General features: G+C 71.5%; 16 protein-coding genes. 10 read left to right on the top strand and 6 right to left on the bottom strand.

Features of this window, described 5'->3' with window-relative positions:
* The first annotated feature begins 24 nt into the window (after nucleotides 1–24).
* Nucleotides 25–363, top strand: coding sequence for a hypothetical protein (locus tag ACIBSV_RS20170; protein WP_395864800.1), 339 nt, complete (start codon nucleotides 25–27; stop codon nucleotides 361–363).
* Nucleotides 364–446: 83 nt separating this feature from the next.
* Here the strand turns inward: ACIBSV_RS20170 and ACIBSV_RS20165 are convergent, their stop codons facing one another.
* From ACIBSV_RS20165 to ACIBSV_RS20150, 4 genes are all read right to left on the bottom strand, one after another.
* Nucleotides 447–5,138, bottom strand: coding sequence for an FtsK/SpoIIIE domain-containing protein (locus ACIBSV_RS20165; protein WP_395864798.1), 4,692 nt, complete (start codon nucleotides 5,136–5,138; stop codon nucleotides 447–449).
* A 91-nt stretch (nucleotides 5,139–5,229) separates the two neighbouring features.
* Nucleotides 5,230–6,900 carry a hypothetical protein gene (locus tag ACIBSV_RS20160; protein ID WP_395864796.1) on the bottom strand — a complete coding sequence of 557 codons (1,671 nt, stop codon included), beginning with the start codon at nucleotides 6,898–6,900 and terminating at the stop codon, nucleotides 5,230–5,232.
* A gap of 123 nt (nucleotides 6,901–7,023) precedes the next feature.
* Nucleotides 7,024–7,587, bottom strand: coding sequence for a sigma-70 family RNA polymerase sigma factor (locus ACIBSV_RS20155; RefSeq protein ID WP_395864794.1), 564 nt, complete (start codon nucleotides 7,585–7,587; stop codon nucleotides 7,024–7,026).
* A gap of 624 nt (nucleotides 7,588–8,211) precedes the next feature.
* Entirely contained in the window at nucleotides 8,212–8,430 is a 219-nt protein-coding gene (locus ACIBSV_RS20150; RefSeq protein ID WP_395864792.1) for a hypothetical protein, read from the bottom strand.
* A gap of 230 nt (nucleotides 8,431–8,660) precedes the next feature.
* On the opposite strand from ACIBSV_RS20150, the gene ACIBSV_RS20145 reads away from it, so the two are divergent.
* The 5 genes from ACIBSV_RS20145 to ACIBSV_RS20125 all read left to right on the top strand — a co-directional run bounded on the left by ACIBSV_RS20145 (nucleotide 8,661) and on the right by ACIBSV_RS20125 (nucleotide 14,762).
* Entirely contained in the window at nucleotides 8,661–10,820 is a 2,160-nt protein-coding gene (locus ACIBSV_RS20145; RefSeq protein WP_395864790.1) for an MMPL family transporter, read from the top strand.
* Between the two features lie 178 nt (nucleotides 10,821–10,998).
* Nucleotides 10,999–12,477 (top strand): MFS transporter, encoded by a 1,479-nt coding sequence (locus tag ACIBSV_RS20140; RefSeq protein WP_395864788.1) that lies wholly within the window; start codon nucleotides 10,999–11,001, stop codon nucleotides 12,475–12,477.
* Nucleotides 12,478–12,530: 53 nt separating this feature from the next.
* Nucleotides 12,531–13,121, top strand: coding sequence for a TetR/AcrR family transcriptional regulator (locus ACIBSV_RS20135; protein WP_395864786.1), 591 nt, complete (start codon nucleotides 12,531–12,533; stop codon nucleotides 13,119–13,121).
* 544 nt (nucleotides 13,122–13,665) lie between these two features.
* Nucleotides 13,666–13,962, top strand: coding sequence for a hypothetical protein (locus ACIBSV_RS20130; RefSeq protein ID WP_395864784.1), 297 nt, complete (start codon nucleotides 13,666–13,668; stop codon nucleotides 13,960–13,962).
* Nucleotides 13,963–14,066: 104 nt separating this feature from the next.
* Nucleotides 14,067–14,762, top strand: a complete 696-nt coding sequence (locus ACIBSV_RS20125; RefSeq protein ID WP_395864782.1) for a DUF305 domain-containing protein — start codon at nucleotides 14,067–14,069, stop codon at nucleotides 14,760–14,762.
* A gap of 196 nt (nucleotides 14,763–14,958) precedes the next feature.
* Here the strand turns inward: ACIBSV_RS20125 and nadE are convergent, their stop codons facing one another.
* Entirely contained in the window at nucleotides 14,959–15,801 is an 843-nt protein-coding gene (nadE, locus tag ACIBSV_RS20120) for an ammonia-dependent NAD(+) synthetase (RefSeq protein ID WP_395864780.1), read from the bottom strand.
* Between the two features lie 252 nt (nucleotides 15,802–16,053).
* On the opposite strand from nadE, the gene ACIBSV_RS20115 reads away from it, so the two are divergent.
* Nucleotides 16,054–17,196, top strand: coding sequence for a hypothetical protein (locus ACIBSV_RS20115; RefSeq protein ID WP_395864778.1), 1,143 nt, complete (start codon nucleotides 16,054–16,056; stop codon nucleotides 17,194–17,196).
* Between the two features lie 361 nt (nucleotides 17,197–17,557).
* Nucleotides 17,558–17,788 carry a hypothetical protein gene (locus tag ACIBSV_RS20110; protein ID WP_395864776.1) on the top strand — a complete coding sequence of 77 codons (231 nt, stop codon included), beginning with the start codon at nucleotides 17,558–17,560 and terminating at the stop codon, nucleotides 17,786–17,788.
* Between the two features lie 232 nt (nucleotides 17,789–18,020).
* Here the strand turns inward: ACIBSV_RS20110 and ACIBSV_RS20105 are convergent, their stop codons facing one another.
* A complete protein-coding gene (locus tag ACIBSV_RS20105; protein ID WP_395864774.1) occupies nucleotides 18,021–18,221 on the bottom strand; it encodes a hypothetical protein in 201 nt (66 codons plus the stop codon).
* A 617-nt stretch (nucleotides 18,222–18,838) separates the two neighbouring features.
* On the opposite strand from ACIBSV_RS20105, the gene ACIBSV_RS20100 reads away from it, so the two are divergent.
* Nucleotides 18,839–19,138 carry a hypothetical protein gene (locus tag ACIBSV_RS20100; RefSeq protein WP_395864772.1) on the top strand — a complete coding sequence of 100 codons (300 nt, stop codon included), beginning with the start codon at nucleotides 18,839–18,841 and terminating at the stop codon, nucleotides 19,136–19,138.
* A gap of 398 nt (nucleotides 19,139–19,536) precedes the next feature.
* Nucleotides 19,537–19,902, top strand: coding sequence for a hypothetical protein (locus tag ACIBSV_RS20095; protein WP_395864770.1), 366 nt, complete (start codon nucleotides 19,537–19,539; stop codon nucleotides 19,900–19,902).
* Nucleotides 19,903–19,910 lie beyond the last annotated feature (8 nt).

Raw genomic sequence — 19,910 nt, 5'->3', positions numbered from 1 at the left:
CCAGCGACCCCTTGGGAGGACCTCATGGCCGATATCCACGTCGATGTCGACGAAATCGCCCGCGGCGCAACGAGAATGGCTGCCAAGCTGGCCGACATCTCCAAAGAGCTCGGCGACCTGGAGACGGCCGTGAGCGGTCTGCTTCAAGACGGCCTGGTGTTCGAGAAGGCCAGCCCCGCCCTGACGGAGGCATACAACACGTTCAGCGCGCAGATGAAGTCGTCCGCGAAGAACATCGACTCGTACGGCCAGAACTTCCGCGAGATCGCGAAGTCGCTCACGGATTCCGACGAGAACCTGACGACCGAGATCAGGAAAGCCATCGACAAGATGCAGGCCGACGCGGCGGCCCAGAAGAAGTAGCCGCCGCAAGGGCGGCGGGCGGCGCACACACCGCCGTTCCGCCGCCCCACCTCGCGCGCAGGTGCCGTGCGCGCTCCCGCCCGTCAGCCGTCCAGGACCGTGAGCGGCACCTGCACCGCGATCGCCGACCCCGCGTCGCCCGCGGTCCAGCCCCGACCCGGACCCAGTGACGCGCGCACCTGCTCGGCCGACAACCTGACCCCGATCAGGTCTCCCTCACCCAGGGTCTTCGGCCCCAACAGCAGGCCGCGGCGCGACCTGCGGGCCATGCCCACCCAGCCCAGCGAACTCATCGACTCCGCCGTGCCGGCCAGCAACAGACCCTGCCCGCGGTCGCGGCCCGACGTCGCCAACTTCCGCAGCACCGAGTCGGCGTCGCACGCCAGCATGAGATCGGCATCGTCCACCACGACCACCACCGGCTTCCCCTCTACCGCGGCCAACGCCTCGTTCAGTTCCTCCGGGGACGGATCGGGGTCGGTGAGCACCTGGGCGAGGCCGTGCGCGGCCAGCTTGCGCAACTGTGAGTCGCGCGGCGTGAGCACGATCAGATGGGTACCGCCCATCAGCAGCGACACGCACATGGCGGCCAACGCCGTGCTGCGCCCACTGCGCGGCGGCCCGGTGACCATGAACGACCCGGCGCCGTCCGAGAAGTCGTAGCTCAGCGGCTCGACCGCGTCGCCCCCCACGCCCAACAGGGCCCGCAGCGGCGTGCGCAGCGCCTGCGGCACCCGGTCGTGGGCCTCCTGGAAGCCGATCAGCGTCGGCATCTCGTTGACCCGGAACGGTCGCCGCACGCCCGGCACATTGCTGTCGCGGATCGTCGCCCGCCGAGCCAGGTCCCGCATCGCCTCGGCCTGGTCGCTCTGGTCGCCCGCGGAGGTGTCGCCTGCCTCGACGGCACCCGCGGCGGAGGCCGTCGACGGCTGATCGATCGACGGCCGGCCGATGGACGACTCGGCGGTCGACGGCAACAACGCGATCTGGGCCTCGACCGCCCCCGGCGCGAACCAGCCGCGCCCCGGGGGGACATGCGTCGGAACGCTGTTGCGGGGAATGCCGATGAGCGTGAAGTCGCCCGGGTCGGTCTGCCGCAACAACAGTCTGCGGTCGTTGTGCGCCGCGAGGCGTCCACCCAGCAGCAGGCGCTCGGAGGTCGCGATCACGTGGATCCCGGCCGCCTGCCCTTCACGCAACAGCCGCACGAATTCGGCGTACAGTCGGCCGCCGTCGTAGTCGTCGAGCATGTTGCTCAGCGCGTCCCAGCCGTCCACCATGAACACCAGGTGCGCGGGGCGGCGGTCCTTGGGCAGCTTGGCCCGCAGTTCGGTGACGCCCGCGCAGTCGTGCTGCGCGATGAGCCGCTGTCGCAGGGTCAGTTCGCCGGACAGGCGGGTGATCAGCCGTTCCATGCGCTCCGCGTCGTGGCGCGAGACGACCGCGCCGCAATGCGGCAGCGCCTCCAATACGCCCAGCCCGCCGCCCGCCGCGTCGATGGCGTAGATGTGCAGGTCCGAGCAGGGGATGGTGAGGGCCGCCGCGCCCGCGATGCTGCGCAGGACCTGGGTGCGGCCCGAGCGGGGTGCGCCGATGATGTACAGGTGCCCGAAGGTCGCAAAGTCGATCGCGGCGAGCCGTCGGGCCTGCAACTGCGGGATGTCGAGCAGCGCGTAGGGGACCATCGGCAACGCGCCGGGCTCGGGTTCCGGGATGGCCGGCAGATCGTCGAGACGCAGCCGGCTGTCGAGCGCCGGCAGCCAGGGACTGGGCAGCGGCTCGAAGTCGGGCAGTCGGTCCGCCGCCTCGCGCAGCACGTCCACCAACGCGCGCAGGTCGGTGGGCTGTTCCTCGGACAGCGTGGTCGTACCGCCCTCCTGCGGGTCGGCGGGCGAGTCCGGAGCCAGGACCGAGAGGTCCAGTGGGCGGCCCAGGCGCTGCCAGCCGAGTTGCACGCCGCGTACCGGCCGGGCCACCGCGGCCTCGGCGACCGCGCTCGGGATCGCACCGGGCCGCTCCGCGCCGACGAACGCGGTCTGGAACGGCGTGGGCGCGCCCTCACCCCGGCGGACCAGTGCCCGACCCGGATTGTTCGGTGAGATCCCGGCGGCGTCGCCGCTGTCGATGATGTCCTGGCTCTCCGAACGGTCGGTCACGCGCAGGGCGATCCGCAGGTTGGTGTTGGCCTTGATCTCGTTGCTGACCGAGCCGCCCGGCCGCTGGGTGGCCAGCAGCAAGTGCAGGCCCAGTGAACGGCCGCGCTGGGCGAGGCTGATCAGACCGGGGACGAAGTCCGGCAGTTCGCGGACCAGGGTGGCGAACTCGTCGATCACCAGAATGAGTCGGGGAAGCGCGGGCAGTCGCGGATCGCGCGAGCGCTTGATCCGGTACTCGGTGTGGTCCTTGGCCTCGACCTCGTTCAGGACCGTCTCGCGGCGCCGGAGTTCGGCGTCCAGGGAGGCCAGGGCACGTTTGACCAGATGGCCGTCGAGGTCGGTGATCATGCCGAGGGTGTGCGGCAGTTCGGCGCATTCGCGGAACGCGCTGCCGCCCTTGTAGTCGACCAGGACGAAGGTGAGTTCGTCGGGCCGGTTGGCCGCGGCGAGCGAGGCGATCACGGTCTGGAGCAGTTCCGACTTGCCCGAGCCGGTGGTGCCGCCGATCAGGCCGTGCGGGCCGTCGCGGACCAGGTCCAGCCGCAGGGTGCCCTCGTACCCGGAGCCCAGCACGAACGTCGTGGACGCCGGGCGGCGCGCCCACTCGCCCACCACGACGTCAGCGTCCGGCGGCTCCTGGCCGATCAGCGGCAGCAGCGCGACCTCGGCCGGCAGGCCCGAGTCGCTCTCCACGCTGACGTCGCGCATCGGCGCGATCGCCCGCGCGACCTCCTCGCACCAGGCCGGGTCGACCAGATCGGCCCGCACGTCCGCCACCTCCGGAACGTGCGACGCCTTCACGTTCAGGCGAGCGCCGTTCGCGGTCACCACGGCCGTGCACTCCTCCGGCAACTGGTGTTCGCGTTCCTCCAGGCACAGACTGAACACGCGTACGGCCGGTCCGGTCGTCAACACCTCGATCACGCCCGGCACATCGCGCAACCGACGGGCGCCGTCCAGGATCACCAGGACGTCCGGTACGCGCAGCAGCGTGCGGCCCAGCGCCGACTGCGCGGAGTCGACGCGGGTCTGGATGTCGGCGATCAACTCGTTGACCCGATGCGCGGTGCTCTCGGGATCGGTGCCCAGCCCCACCACCGCCGCGCCCGCCCGGCCCGGCCGCAGGTGCGGCAACCAGCGGACCCACTGCCACGCGTCGGCGTGTTCGTCCTCGGTCAACACGACGATGCGCACGTCGCGCGGGCTGTGCAGCACGGCCGTCTGGATCACCGCCCAACTCGCGATCCGGCGCGGCGCGGCCCCGGGACCGCTGATGCCCAGCACGCCGAAGTCCGCCATCTCCACACCGAACGGCACGTCGGCCAGGCGCCAGTTGACCTGCCGGTAGTGCGTCTCGCGCGCCTGGTCGTCGATGCGCTTGAGCGACGCGCGGGTGAGCGTGCCCAGCCGGATGGTCATGTGGTCGGTGTCCCGGCGGCGGCGCTGCCACAGACCCAGGCCCGGCCCGGTCGCGGTCAGCAGGACCGCCGCGGGATCCGGGAACGTCGAGTTGCGCAGCCCGCGTTCCTCCACGGTCGCGCGCCGCATCTCCAGTTCCAGGGCCGACCGGCGGATCCGGAAGACCCGCTTCGCCTCCTCGTACTGCTTGCGCCCGCTGCGCCGACCGGAGACCCAGTTGCCGACCGCCATGATCGGTGTGAAGAAGATGAAGACGACGAAGAACAGGCTCCGGAACAGGAACATCATCGCCAGGCCCATCACGAGCGGGGCCATCATCATCAGGAAGGGGAACGGCCGCTTGGTATTGTCGGTCGGCGGACCCATCATCCGGATCGACTCGCCGTCCAGGTGCGGCGCGATGCGCGGCGGTCGGTTGTACTCCACGCCGAGTCCGTCCGACGACGCGCGCACCGCCGCCTCGGGCTCGTCCGGCGGGCCCAGGCGCAGGAGATGGTCGCCGAGCGACAGGTCGGCGTACGTCGGCCAGGGGAGCGAGCCGTCGTCGGGCGGTGGAAGGTAACCGATCGGCGGCAACGGCGGCACGCTCGGCAGCCCGTCCGGCCCCGGTGGCGCGGGCTCGGTGGAATGCCCGCCGGGGCCGCCCTCCTGCGTCCCGGCCGGCTCCTCGGCGGTGAGGGGCGTACCGGTGATCGGATCCACGGGCGGCGGCGGGGTGAGGCTGCGCAGGCCGCACCGGTCCTCGTCCGCGTCCTCCGGCAGCGCGACCGCGACGGATCCGTTCGTGGCGACCGTGATCCACGTGCCCTGCGCGGGTGCCTCGCCGCCGTCCAGGCGCAACGAACACGCCCGGTCCGTGCCGACCTCGTGACGCCCCGGGCCGAGCCGCCACACCCGACCCGCACCGGGGCCCGACACGTGGCGCACGGTGACGAGCACCGGATCCGACCCGGGCGGTCGCCACGCGCGCGTCGCCGTCTCGGTCGGCGCGGGGGCGTCGAGGCCGAGCAGCGCCCCGGTGCGGATGCCGCTCGCACCCACGCGCACGTCGGGGTTGAGCCGTCGACTCCCCAGGAACAGGTCGGCGGCACCGAGCACTGAACCGAGTTCGGCGACGGTCGCCGAATCGGGGACGTCCAGCAGGTGATCGGCGCGGCGGCCCTGCGGATCGGTGGTGGTGACGGCGAGATTCACGGGCATCCAACTCTCTCGCGGGGAGGGCGAGACGGCGAGACGGCGGGGTGGGGGTGGGCAGGGACCGCGGGGGACGGTCGGGAAGCGGTGGCGGGGCCTATGACGGCGGGGCGGGGGGAGCTGGGGGCCGGGGGCCGACCGTCGGGCGGTTCGCGGCGTCGGGCTCTCGCGTGGGGTCGGTGTCGGGTGCCGGGTCGGGATCGTGGGTGGGTTCGGGCTCGGGTGTCGGGTCGGGTTGGAGGGTCGGTTCGGGGTGGGGTGTCGGGTCGGGCTGCGGTGTCGGTTCGGGCTCGGGTGTCGGGTCGGGGACGGGAGCCCGATTCGGACCGTCGTCCGGAGTCGGCGGCTTCGGCTCCGGCTCCCGCTCCGACGTCGGATTCCTTCGGGCCGACACGGCGGGTGAGAACGGCGGTTCGTGGTCCGATGCCAGGGTTGCCGACACCGTCGCGGTCGACGTTCGTGCGGGGGGCCCGGCCGCCGGTTCGCCGACCGAAGGAGCGGGCACGGGGCCCGCGTCGGCGACAGGCGACGCGGGGCGTGTGCTCCACGCCGCCGGCCGGGACGTACCCGGAGCGGCCTGTCCGCCCGACGATCGCGCGGGCGGCTCCGAGACGGCGGTACGTGCCGAGACCGCGGACGCCATGGTTCCGGCCGGTTCCAGGGTCGTCACCGGATCCACCGTTGCCGTCCGCGCCGCCTGCGGTTCCGCGAGCGCGGTTCCGCTCTCCTCCTCCGTGAACCACTCGGCGTGACCCGCTCCGGACCGGGAAACCGGCGCGGGGACGGGCGGAAGCACCGGCGGAACGGTCGGCAGTACCCGGGCGAGGGCAGCCCCGAGTGCGTTGCACGAGACCACCAACGGGGTTCCGGGTACGGCGACTCGACCGTGCACATCGGTCAACAACGTCCGTACATGACTCCGCCCCGGTCCGCCGAGCAGCACGCGCAAGGAGGGTGAATCGCCCTGCGGCTCTGCGAGTTCGGGCGGCAATGGGTCGGGCAGTTCCGGGGTCGCCAGGAACACCGGCAGGCCCAGTCGAGGCGGCGTGGCGCGGGCGGCCCGGTACGCGTCCCGTACCGGCGCTCCGGGTACGTCGCGGTGCACCCCGTCGGCGACCACGACCTGTCCACCGGGCAGCCGCGCGTCCAGCTGCGCCGCGACGGCCTGGAACAGTGCCGGTCCCGACCGAGGATCGCCCTGCACGCACACCATCGGCGGGCCGACCACCAGGTCGAGGAACACACAGTCCCGGTCGCGCTCGCCCAAGGCGACGACGACCGGTCTGCTTCCCTCGGCGTCCGGCGTGACCGACGGCAGCTGTGCCCTGGAGGCCGTCCACGCCCAGGGGTCGTCCGGCACCGGCTGCCAAAGGCCCGAAGGCGGCGGCATGTCGGCGGCGGCGAACAGCACCGTCACCGTTTCGTCGCCGACGACCGCGGCGTACGGCTGACCGGGAGCGGCGGGGAACTTGGCCGCCACCAGGGCACGTTCCGCGTCCCGCCAGGTCGTGCTCGCACCCAATCGCCCCACCAGCAGCCGCACCGAGCGTCGGTAGCGCAGCCAGGTCCGCATCGGGGCACCGAACGCGTATGCCGTCAGCGCGATTTCCCGACCCAGGCGACGCGATGCCGCCTTCCATCCACCGAATCGCATCGCGATGGATCGGATGATCAGGAAGAGGACCAGGGCGGCGGCGGAGATGCCGCCCCAACGGAGGATCGTGTCACGGTGGTTCGTGAAGAAGTCGAGCGGATCGGTGTTCCTCATGTGCCGGGTAACTCCTCCCAACGGACTTCCAGGGGATCACCCGGTCGCGGCGCCGCGCCTCTCGGGCGACACACCATGGAATCCCGAGTGCCTATCGTGCGCTGCGCTCCCCCTGCGCCGCGTTCATCCTGCACTGCCCTCGTCCAGAGCCTGACGCAGGGCTCGGATCGCGTAGTGGATACGGGACTTCACCGTTCCCACCGGGATGCCGAGGATCTCGGCGGCCTGCTTGAGTCCACGGTCGCGCAACACCGTCTCGGTGAGGATCTCGCGATGCGCGTCGGTGAGCGAGGGCAGTGCGTCGGCCACGGCCATCTTCCAGAGCAGGGGTTCCCACTGGTCGTCGGCCGGTACGTACTCCAGCGGTTCGGGGCTGCACTCCTGCGGCCTGGCGCGGCGCGCACGACGATCGTCCATGACGATTCGGCGCGACACCGTCGCCAGCCATGGCATCAGGTCCGACGCGGCGTCGGCGATCGAGTCCGCGTGGCGCCATGCCCGCAGCATGGTCTCCTGGACGACGTCCTCGGCCCACGGTCGGTCTCCCCCGGTGAGCTTGAGGCAGAAGGACAACAACTGCATGGAGTAGCGCCGGTAGACCAGTTCGGCGAGTTCGGCGAGTTCGCTCTCGGGTGTCGGGTGTGCCTGGCTGCCGGTGTCACGGTCATGGGTACAGATGGCTGTCACGTCCCCGGATCCTCGCTTCCCCCGATGTGTCGGCTCGGAACCGCGAACACTAACCAGGGCGGGCTACAGGTTCGTTGGATCTGTGCTGAATTTGAGGATTCGACATCCGTGGTTTGCCGCGGACGCCGCGGATCGACGGGGAAACGTTCCTGATCGCTTTGCCGGGATTACTTGTCGCGGACGTTCCCCCGGGATTGATACGGCCGGGATGCGCGGGACGTCCGATCGAGTTCGCCCGCTCCGTGTCCGGATCCGAACGCTCACCGCGCTAGGCCTTTCGATTCGAGGTTCGCGCCCCAGGTATCGATGAATTGATGGCTGCGACGCCGAACCGACACCGGATCCTTTGCGTCTTCCCGGGGAAATTTCGGTAGGGAAAGGGAAATCGGGTGAAGGATCCGACTTCCAAAGACCCGAGCACGTTGCTCGAACTGGTTCGCGATATGAACGAAGTGGGGTAATGCCGACGATGAGTTGGTCGCCGGCGGGATTCTCGATCGCCTCGATCGCCTCGTCGGGCGTGATTCCGTCTCGTACAACCGGTTCGATCATGAGTCGTCGAGGGTTCGGTCCGTGTGCCCTTGGCTACACCGCGTGCCCTCCGTCACGCGGAGGGTGGTCGGGTCATCGGGCGTCGCTCCGGGGCCACTCGTCGCCGCCCTCCCACGCGACCCGGTCGCGGTCCGTGGGGTCGAGGCCGAGATGCGCGGCGAGTTCGTCGAGTTCGCGACGGCTGTGCAGTTGGCGGTAGGAGCCGTCGGCGAGCATCACCAGTCGGTACGGCTGCCCCGGGGGATACGCCTGGACCACCAAATCGAAGTGGCCGTGTGCCTTGTCGCTCATGTCCTCCACGGTCGCGCGGCGGGCAACGATCGGCGAATCGCCGTGCCGCAGGCGGGTCGCCCCCACCCGCGCCGGACGCGGATCGCCCTACCGGGGGCGCCTGTTCGCAGCGTTCCGCTCGTGCGGAGGGTTCCAGCGGGCGCGTGATCGAGGGCCCGATGCCATCCTGGTGAGAGTGCACCTCGGGGGACACCACATCACATCACGTTCGAGCGGTGGAGGTGGCCACGATGGGCGGAGCGGGGCGAGCCGCGCGGCTGGTATGCGGTCGGCGCGCCAAGTGGATCATCCTTGTGCTGTGGGTCGTGGTACTCGCCGCGGCCGGGCCGGCGGCAAGCAAGTTGACGGACGCGGAGAAGAACGACGCCTCCGCGTGGTTGCCGGGCAACGCCGAGTCGACCAAGGTCGTCGACCAGTCCAAGGACTTCCTGCCGCAGAACGTCTCAGCCGTGGTCGTGTTCGCGCGCTCGTCCGGTCTGACGCCGGCCGACGACCGGATCATCGCCTCCGACGCCGCACAGATGCGCACCCTGACCGCTCACGGGATCGTCGGCGCCCAGGTGCAGGGCCCCATCCTCGATCGGACGGAGGCACCACGCGCCGCGCTCGTCCTGGTGCCGATCACCTTCGGTGACAACGGGTGGAACTCCATCAGCAAGGCCGTGGACGAGATCCGCGCGGTCCTGGACGACAACCCCGACAACGGCCTTCAAACGCACATCACCGGCCCCGGCGGGGTCGCCGCCGACAGCAACGAGGCGTTCGAGGGCATCGACGGAACCCTGTTGTTCGCGGCGCTGGCCGTGGTCGTGGTGATCCTGCTGTTCACCTACCGCAGCCCGACGCTGCTCCTGGTCCCGGTGGTGTGTGTGGTCGGTGCGCTGTTCGTCGCGCAGGCGCTGATCTACGTGCTGGCCCGACACGCGTCGCTGGTGGTCAACGCGCAGAGCGCGGGCATTCTGACCGTCCTGGTGTTCGGTGCCGGCACCGACTACGCACTGTTGCTCGTCGCCCGCTACCGTGAGGAACTGCGCCGTCACGAGGATCGACACGAGGCGATGGCGCTCGCCCTGCATCGGGCCGGCCCCGCGGTGATCGCCAGTGCCTCGACCGTGATCCTCGGCATGCTGTGTCTGCTCGCCGCCGAGATGAACTCCACCAACGGCCTGGGTCCCGTCGCCGCGATCGGCGTCGCGGTGGCCCTGCTCGTGATGCTGACCCTGTTCCCGGCGGTGCTGCTCATCCTCGGGCGGTGGATCTTCTGGCCGGTCATCCCGCACCTGGGCTCGCCCGAGCCCACCGAGACGGGCCTGTGGGCCCGGACCGGTCAGCGCATCGCCCGCCGGCCGCGCGCGGTGTGGATCGGCACCGTCGCGGCCCTGGGCGCGTTGTCGTTCGGCCTGCTGGCGCTGAACGCCGAAGGGCTCACCACCGCCGAGAGCTTCACCGGCAAACCCGATTCGGTGGTCGGCCAGACGGTGCAGGCCCGCTACTTCCCGGCGGGTACCGGGCAGCCGCTCCAGGTCGTCGCGAACACACCATCCCTGGACGCGGTCCGCGCGTCGTTGGCGACCGTACCCGGCGTGGTGCCGGAGAGCATCGTGGTGCCGCCGGACGTTCCCGCGGAGCGTGACGGGCGGTCGTACCTGGAGGCCACCCTCACCGACGCCGCCGACAGTAGCGCGGCCCAGGACACGGTCGACGACGCCCGTGCCGCGGTACACGCGGTGCCGCGGGCCGACGCGCTCGTGGGCGGCGGTACGGCGGCCCAACTCGACAGCAACCGGGCGTCGGTGCGGGACGAGAAGCTGCTGATCCCGGTCATCCTCGCGGTCGTGCTGATCATCCTGGCGCTGCTGCTGCGGGCCGTGGTCGCCCCGGTGGTGCTGATCGCCACGGTGGTGTTGTCGTTCACCGCGGCGCTCGGTGTCAGCGCGCTGGTGTTCCGGCACATCTTCGACTTCCCCGCCGAGGACACCTCCTTCCCCCTGCTCGTCTTCGTCTTCCTGGTCGCGCTGGGTATCGACTACAACATCTTCCTGACCACCCGGGTACGAGAGGAGAGCATCCGCAGCGACACCCGGACCGGTGCGTTGACCGGCCTCGCGGCGACCGGCGGCGTGATCACCTCGGCCGGTCTGGTCCTCGCGGGCACCTTCGCCGCCCTGGCGACGCTGCCGATCGTCGGTTTCGCCGAGATCGGCTTCGCGGTGGCACTGGGTGTGCTGGTCGACACACTGGTGGTGCGTTCCGTGGTCGTCACCGCGCTGATCCTCGACCTCCGCGAACGCATGTGGTGGCCGAGCGCCCTGTGGCGCAGGGACGCGCGGCACACGCCCCCGACACCGCCGGCCGGGCCGGATTCGAGCGAGTCCCGAACGCACCCGTGAGCCGGGGCAAACTCCGCTCGACGCGCGGGTCGGGCAGCTAACTCGAACACGGTTGTACACGTTCGATGCATGCGGTTCGCTATCCCGTACACACCTGTACGGGATATCGGCATGTGTCGACGGGCCCGGATTCGGAAGGCCGGCCCGGCGGCCCGTGTCGGCGGCGAAGGAGCGGACCTTGACCCACGAAACCCACGGCGTCCACCACACAGGCGGCGGCGCCGACCACCACGCGCACGACGCAGCACACGAGTCCGCGCCGAGCCGGCGGTGGTTCGTGCTGACCCTGGTGTGCGTCGCGCAGTTCATGCTGATCCTGGACGTCACGGTGGTGAACGTCGCGCTGCCGAGCATCGGCGCGGACCTGGGATTGGGGCGGGAGTCCCTGACCTGGGTGGTCACCGCCTACGCGCTCACCTTCGGCGGCCTGATGATCCTCGGCGGCCGGATCGCGGACACGCTGGGTCGGCGGACCGGATTTCTGCTCGGCCTGGCCGTCTTCACCGCCGCGTCGCTGGCCGCCGGCTTCGCGCCCAACGGCGCGGTACTGCTGGCCGGCCGCGTCGCCCAGGGAGCCGCTGCCGCGCTGTTGTCGCCGTCCGCGCTCGCGCTCGTGACGGTCACCTTCCACGGCCGCGAGCGCAACCGCGCGCTCGGGGTGTGGGCCGCGATCGGCGGCGCGGGCGCGGCGGCCGGGGTCCTGGTCGGCGGACTGGCGACCGCCGGGCCGGGTTGGGAATGGATCTTCTTCGCCAACGTCCCCATCGGCCTTATCGTTTCGGTCCTGGCGGTGTCGGTGATACCGGCGGAAGTGCGGGTCGCCTCGGGCGCACGTCCGGACCTGCCGGGCGCGCTCGCGGCCACCGGGGGCACCGTGGCGCTGATCCTGGGTGTGACCCGTGCGGGCGAGGCCGGCTGGGGGTCGCCCCGGACGCTGGTGCCGCTGGCCGGTGCCGCCGTCGGGTACACGCTCTTCGTGCTCGTCGAACGCGCGACCCGCCATCCACTGGTGCCCTTGGCGCTGCTGACCCGACGGCCCGTCGTCTCCGGCGCGTTCGTGATGACGGTGGCGAGCGCGCTGATGATCCCGCTGTTCTTCCTCGGTTCGCTCTACATGCAACACACGCTCGGATTCGGCCCGTTGCGCACCGGAGCGGCCTTCCTCCCGGTCGCCGTCGCGGTGACCCTCGGGGCGCACGTCGGGGGACTGCTCGTCGGCCGCCTCGGCGCCCGGCCGGTGGGAGCCCTCGGCCTGACGGTCGCCGCGGCCGGGGCACTGTGGCTGAGCCGGTTGCCCGCTCACGGCGGCGACACGCTCGACATCGTCCCCGGACTGGCCCTGGCCGCGGCCGGCGTGGGACCCGCATTCGTCGCGGCGACCACGACCGCGATGGCCCAGGTGCGACACCACGAGGCGGGCATCACCTCGGGGGTCGTCAACACCTTCCACGAACTCGGCGGCGCGCTCGGCGTCGCCCTGGCGTCGGCGATCGCCGCGCCCAGCCTCGTCGCCGGGGCCGATGCCGGCGTCGTCGACGGCTACACCGACGCGTTCCGGGCCTGCGCGGGCACGGCCTTCGTCGCGGCGCTCGTGGTGGTCGTACTCGTGCCGGCGGGCAGGCCGCCGGTCTCCGACGGCCCGCGGCACGTGCACTGAGCAGCCCCGCCCGCACGACCCCCACCACGTTCCCGACCGTAGGGTTGACCACCATGGGCGCGACACCACCACCCGGCACACGTCGACGGGCGGACGCCGAACGCAACATCGCCGCGATCCTGGCCGCCGCGATCGGCGCCTTCGCGCGCGATCCCGATGTCACGATGACCGACATCGCGCGAGCGGCCGGGGTCGGACGGGTGACCCTGTACGGGCACTTCGGCTCCCGCGAGGTGTTGATCGAGGCCGCGATCAAGGAGGTCCTGGGCGAACTGCACGCCGCGATGGACGACGCCGGGATCACCGTCGGACCCGCCCCGCAGGCGCTGACCCGACTGGCCCGCGAGGGCTGGCAGGTGTTGGACCGCTGCCGGGGCCTGCGTACGGCGGCCCTGAAGGCACTGGGCGAGGCGAACCTGCGCCGGCAGCATGCCCACGTCCTGGCCAGGGTCGACGAACTCGTCGAGCGCGGTCGGCGCGAGGGCGACATCCGTACCGACCTGCCCGCCGCGTGGCTCACCGCGGCGTACTACGGCCTGATCCACACCGCCGCCGACGAGGTCGACGCGGGCCGCCTCGATCGCGCCGCCGCGGGCGAGACCATCGCCGCGACGCTGCGCACGGTCCTGGCCGTACCCGGGTGAGGCGCCGACACCCGGTCGTGGACGCTGCGTTCGGCCCCGGCACGCCGGTTCGGTGGGCGTCGTGGCCAGGGCGGTGGCGGGAGGGAACAGCGCCGGCGGTCGGCGGCAGGGTCGGTCGATCGCGCGGTCGGCGGCACAGTCCTTCCGAGTACGCCCTGTCGGCGCGGGACATCGCCGAGCCGGCACCATGGGACGCGACCGGTGCCGGCGCGGGCGTCGGTACGCCGGCGACGCGAGACGGGAGGTGAGCGACGTGGTCCCCACGACCCGATCCGCCTCCCGCGGGCGAAACCGGCGGGTCGGTGTGCTCACCCGGTGGATTCTGCTCGTCGTCCTCGCGTGTGGTGTGGTCGGCATGCACACCCTGGGCCACCCGGCGAGCGCCGCTGTCGGGTCCGGAGGGGTGTCCGGTTCCGGGTCCGGCGGGGCCGCGGGCGTCGCGTTCGTTGCCGGGTCCGGCGTCGCGTCGCGAGCCGAGCCCGTCGTCGCGTCGGGTGCCGAGTCCGTCGCCGGGAAGCGGGTCGCGGCCGACGCGGATCATGCGGTGACGAACGAACCCGCGATCGGTCACGGGGAGGCGTGCCCGCGCGGTGACTGCGCGCCGGGGGACGGGTCCGGTGACAAGCACGGGTCCGAGCACGGGACCGACCCGGCCTCGATGTGCCTGGCGGTCCTGTTCGCCGGCCTCGGCGCGCTCGCCACGGCGCTGGCCCTGCTCGCCCTTCGCCGCGCTCGCGATCTGCCCGCGTTCCGCCCGCGGGCGCGAGCGGCGCGGTTCGTGTCGGGCCTGCCCCCGCCCGGGCCAGCGGAACTCTCGCTCCTGCAGGTACTGCGCATATAGGCCGCCGCTCGGTCACGAGCCACGGCCCGTGACGTCGCGCCCTCTTTCGCATCCTCGGGCCGTCGCACCGCGCGGACCCGGGTACCTCCAGGAGACGAACCACCGTGAAACGACTGTCCCGCAGCATCGCCCTGACCGCGACCGCCACCACCGCGGCGCTCGTCCTCGCCGCCTGCGGCAGCGACGACAAGGGTCACGACATGGACGGCATGGACAAGCCGTCGGCCTCGGCCCCGGCGAACCCCCAGGCCGTGCCGAGCACTTCCGCCCCGGTATCGGCGGGTGCGTTCAACGACGCGGACGTGATGTTCGCGCAGATGATGATCCCGCATCACGAACAGGCCGTGGAGATGGCCAAGGAAGCCCCGGCCAAGGCGGCCGACCCCGAGGTGAAGAAGCTCGCGGCCGCGATCGAGGCCGCACAGGCCCCGGAGATCGCACAGATGAAGGGTTGGCTGGCCGGCTGGGGCAAGCCCGCGGCCGCACCCGGCGGCATGACCCACGGCGACGGCATGATGTCGGACGCGGACATGACCACGTTCAAGGCGTCCACCGGCGCCGAGTTCGACAGGCAGTTCCTCGCCATGATGATCGCCCACCACAACGGCGCGATCGCCATGGCCGACACCGAACTCGCCAAGGGCACCAACCCCGACGCCCGCAGGCTCGCCGAACGGATCAAGACCTCCCAGGCGACGGAGATCCGGCAGATGCAACAACTCCTCGGCGGGAAGGGCGGCGCGACGCCGAGCATCCCCGGTACGCCGAGCACGTCGGCGATGCCCGGCATGCACCACTGACCCACCCCGGATTCGCCGTCGCCCGTTTATCGGGCGACGGCGGAATCGGCCCCTCGTTCGGGCCGGCACCGGGGAAGGGCCGGCCCGGGCGGCGGCGACGGTTACGACGTGGGCGTGGCGCTTGCCGGCAACGCCGACCCGAGCGACCCGAGCGACCCGAGCGCTCCGGACGATCGCCGGCGGTTGCCGTGCCGGATCAGCCCTGCCACCAGTCGTCGAGCGGCGTGACCGGGACGGCCCGCTTGTGTCGTGTCGCGAGGTATACCGACTCGACCTTCGCCGCCAGGTCCGGCGTGACGTCGGTGCCTTCCAGGTAGTCGTCGATCTGGGCGTACGTCAGGCCCAGGGCCACCTCGTCGGGCAGCGCTGGCCGGTCGTCCTCGAGGTCGGCGGTCGGCACCTTCTCCCAGGTGCTCGGCGGTGCGCCCAACTCCTGCAACAGCGCGGCGCCTTGGCGCTTGGTCAGACCGGTCAGCGGGGTGATGTCGACGCCGCCGTCGCCGTACTTGGTGAAGAAGCCGGTCACCGCCTCGGCCGCATGGTCGGTGCCCACGACGAGCAGGCCGAGCTGGCCGGCGATGGAGTACTGGATCACCATGCGTTCGCGGGCCTTGATGTTGCCCCGTACGAAGTCCCGCAGCGTGGGCTCGTCGCCGAGCAGCTCCCGCAGGCCGAGTGCCGCCTCGGCGGCGACGGCGTCCGCGCTCGGCTTGACGTTGACCGTGATCGACCGGTCCGGCTTGACGAACTCCAACGCGATCTGCGCGTCGTGCTCGTCGGCCTGTACGCCGTACGGCAACCGCACCGCGACGAAGACCGCCTCGTGTCCCTCGGCCCGCAGCTCCTCGCTCGCGAGTTGGCACAACCGCCCGGTCAGCGTGCTGTCCTGGCCGCCACTGATCCCGAGCACGTAGCCCTTGGCCGGGGTCGACCGCAGGTAGTCCTTGAGGAAGTCGACCCGTTGCCGGATCTCGACCTTGGGCACGATGGTCGCCTTGACGCCGAGTTCGGCGAGAATCTGCTCGCGTGGGTTCGCCATCCACGTACTGTACTGGCCGGAATCGACGTGGTCGGCGACCGGGCGGCGCTGCCCGGTGTCCGCCTGCGTCGGTGCGGAAGGGGGCTCGTCCGGGCCCCGCGCAGGGCCGACCCCGGCGCCTGTCGGCCGGGGCACGGAGCCGGCCGATCGCTCGTGCGTGAGAGGAGGGCGACGTCGTGACGGCGGGGTTTGTCGCGGCAGCGCACGGTGAGCCCTCGTCGGGCCGGGCAGGCGTCGACGCAACGTGCGCGGGTGCCACGGCCGGGAGGACCGGCGGCGGCCCGGGAGCCCTTCCCGCTCGACGGGGAGATGTACCTGGGCACGCTGGTCTGCCGGGCCTACGTCGAGGCGGCGGTCGGCGACTGGGACGCCGCCGTCGGGCTGATCGCCTCGGTCATCGTCTTCGACCCCACCACGCCCTGGACCCCGGCGGCCTGGCCGGCCGCGACGGAGCCGGCACAACTTCTCGACCCGGACGCGCTCGCGGAGGCGGTCTCCCGCGCAATCGCATCCCTGCCCGACCCGACGTCCGAGGAACAGCGGTTTTTACTGCGGCCGTTCGAGCAACTCGTGCGCTCGGTCGCGGCCCGACACCCCGACCACGCCTTGTTGTCGGTGATGACCTCCGCACTCGTCAGGCGCATGGGTGACACCGCCGAGGCGGTCCGTATCGCCGAACACGCGCATCGGATCGCCCCCGGCTACATGCCCGCGGTGATGCTCGGCAACGCCCTGCGCGCCGACGGCCGCCCCGGCCGGGCCCTGGCGGTCTGGGAGGCCCAACCGGCTCGCGAATTCGACACCCACCTGGCCGTGGACGTCGCCGAACTGTACGGCGCGACCGACCGCCCGGCCGAGGGCCTGAACCGGCTCGAGCGGGTCTTGGCCACCGAACCGGATCACCCCACCGCGGCTCCCGCCCGATACGGTCTGCGCCCCCGGGCCGACGGCGACATCGCCCACCCGCTCGGCCTGGCCGCCGGCTTCGCGCTGGTCGCCGTCGCGTGGACCCACCCCGACACCCGCGACGACATCGGCGCACTCGTGCTGGAACGGCTGGTGAACATCGCCGAGAGCGTTCGACACCGCGAGGTGACGATCCTGCGCTCGATCTGCGCGCTGATGCTCTGCTGCGCCTGGATGGACGAACACGCCCTGCGCCTGGCGCGGAATCTGGCCGAACGGGAGCGCCGGGAGGCCGACGAGACCTCCGATCAGGACGAGAACGAGCCATCGGACGAGCCGGACGAGGGCGTGCGCTCACCGACGGACGATCGCACCGCGAAGGCCGGCGCGGGCACGGACGATGCCGCGCCCGTCGCGCCCTCCGCATCCGCCGCGCCGCCCGCCGGATCCCGGCCGGGCCGATTCAAGCGACTCTTCGGACGGCGGTGATCGGACGGCAGTGAGCCGCGAGTCCGACCACGAACGCTCTGATCGGCGCGTGCGCCGTGCCCACTCGCGTGTGGGGTCGCCACCGACAGCCCGGGGCGACCCCACACGCCTGCGGTACGGCCGCCTCAAGGCCACACGAGGATCCGGCCGTCCCGCGATCGCCGGGACAACCGCATCGTCGGCGTCCGGGGTGTCGCCGGCGCGCACCCGCCCTGTGTTCACCCGATGGAGTGGCGGACCGTCCGCCTGCGGAGCGTCACGGCCCGGCCGGAGGTGTGGACTGGAACCCTCACAACCGGCGGGGAACTCCCGTGCAGAGTCGACCTTGGCGCAGGGCCAAACCCTCGGAGGATGAGTTTCGTTGGCGACGAGCATGCATGTGGTCTGGAACTCGGAGGCGGCCGAGCACGTCGTGTACGAGACATATTCGATCGAGGTGGTCGAGGACGGCGGCGTTCACGGCGAGGTGGTCAGCAACCGGCACGACACGGTGATCCGTAGCCGGGCGCATGCCCGGGAAATCGCCGCGGAGCACGGCTACGAACTCTTCAGCGACGGCGACGCGTGGCAGAGCCTCCCGGAAGAGGGCTGAAGCCCCCGCTCGACTCTCCTTGGCCGGTGGCGGCGCGCCGGTACGTCCGGGTACAGACGTCGATCCGGGATCGGCTGACCGGGATCGGGCCGAGGTTCGTCCGTGCACGATCGGGGCCGCTCATCCGAGAGCACCGTTCGGCCCGCAGCGCGCCGCGAATCGTCGCGGTGCCTGCGGCCCGGCCCGGAAAGCAACCGTGGTGGCGCCCTCGGACCCGGTCGGAATTCGAGCTTCACACGGTCACGACCTGTGTGGGATCGACGGGAACGTCGACGCTGCGGGTACCGCCGAAGACTCCGGGCAGCACGAACCGGACGATGATTCTTCCGCCGAACGCCTTGCCGGTCACCACTCCTTCCGTCCCCTGGGGCACTCGCTGCTGCAGGCCCTCACCGATGTCCTGTTGGGCTTTGACCTTCGTGCCGATGTTCACGCGTTGGTTCCCAACTTTCCTCAGGGCGAGCGGAGTTCCAGTCGCCGAAGGTCGACCGGGCGCACCTGGGGAGGGGCCGGTCGAGGGGAGTTCGAATATCGCCTCGCACGGCCGGGGCGAGCCCGGATCGGCGGCGTTCGCTCATGGTGGTCAACGGCCGGGACCGGCGACAGAGCGCGTGGATGTGCGAGTAAGGCGTGCGGCGGTCACGTCCCACTCGAACGCGCGCCCGACCAACCGAGTGGCTACCGCCCGACCCCGGGCCGGTCCGCCGACCGGCCCCGCAGTCGCGGTGGCACACCGGGTGCGCCGGGCGCGGCGCCGGTGGTAGGAAGGTGGCCCGCGGCACGTCGCGCCCAACCGTCGGTCGAGGCGAGCACCGCCAGCAAAGCCCCCGAGATCCCGCGGCGCTCGGGTCGTGCCCTGATCCGGCCGGGGCCGGGGCGAACTCGGGGGTCGGGTGGGTGATGTGTTGGGTGGTCGTGGCAGCATGCGTGGCATGACGACGAACCGAAAGGTCCATGCCGCGTAGGCGGCCGGGATACGTCCGGGCCGGCATGTCGCGTCGGCGGGCACCGGGGAAGAGGACGGCGATCGACGGACTGTCCGCACGGGCGATGTCCGAGATCTTCCGGCTCGAACGCACCCGCAACTACCTGCAACCGGGAGACGTCGGCGCGGCCGTGCGTCTGTGGAGGAACCACGTCGGCCGTTCCGAGCGCGAACTGTGGCACGACTACGAGTGGGGCAACGCGCACTGGTACTGCTGCGGAAATCCCCTCGAAGCCCGCGCTCTCCTCGACACCCTGACGTCGGCTCTGTCGCGTCGAAGCGCACGGGAACTCCACCTGGTCATCGACAGGTTGGACGGCTTCAGGAACCGACCGTCACCGCCGTACGAGGCAGGCGAAGGCTGAAGGATGGGTCGGCGGTCGGCGGTCGGCGGTCGGCTGCATCGGAGGGGAACGGATCGTCGACGGCGCACGCACGTCGTCGCCGCCGGGGGATAGCTCTCGCTCACCGTTCGTGGCATCTCGCACGGGCTGGGCGGATGCCGATGGCCGAGCGACCGGGGTAGTCCCGGGACGATCACCGAGGTGGCATCGGCGTGTCGCCGACTTCCTCGCGCAGTGTCACTCTGGAAGGGGCTGCACCGCAGCCGCGGTCGAGACGGCTTGTGGCCGTGTCGACCGCGGTCCGTGACCGGGTCGGTGCCGGTTTCCGGCGGTCCGATGGGCGTGGTCGTCGACTCGGTGGTTCGGTGCGTCCGAGCGCGTGCCCACCGCCACCGCGCCCATCGCCACATGGAGGAGCCATGACGGCAACGACACGTTACGACGCACCCGTTGCGATCGAAGGCGACGGTGTCGAACTTCGGATGCGCGAAGTCGGTGGTGGGATGTCCGTCGCATTCGTGCGATTCCCGCGAGGCGCCGACATGGCACCGGGGCTCGAAGGACTGCCCGACGGTATGTGCCAGTGCCCGCACTGGGGTTACCTGCTCAAGGGGCGGCTGAGGATGCGCACGAAGGACGGGAACGAGATCTACGAGGCGGGCCAGGCGTTCTATTGGGCACCCGGTCACGTGCCGGAGGCGCTGGAGGATTGCGAGTACGTGGACTTCTCGCCGACCGAGGAATTCACCGAGGTGATCGACCACATCAAGGCTCGGATGAGTTGACCGGCACA

The sequence above is a fragment of the Embleya sp. NPDC050154 genome (assembly GCF_044460165.1).
GTDB lineage: Bacteria > Actinomycetota > Actinomycetes > Streptomycetales > Streptomycetaceae > Embleya.
Note: the sequence above shows the minus strand (reverse complement) of the source record. Positions and strands in the feature narration are given on the sequence as shown.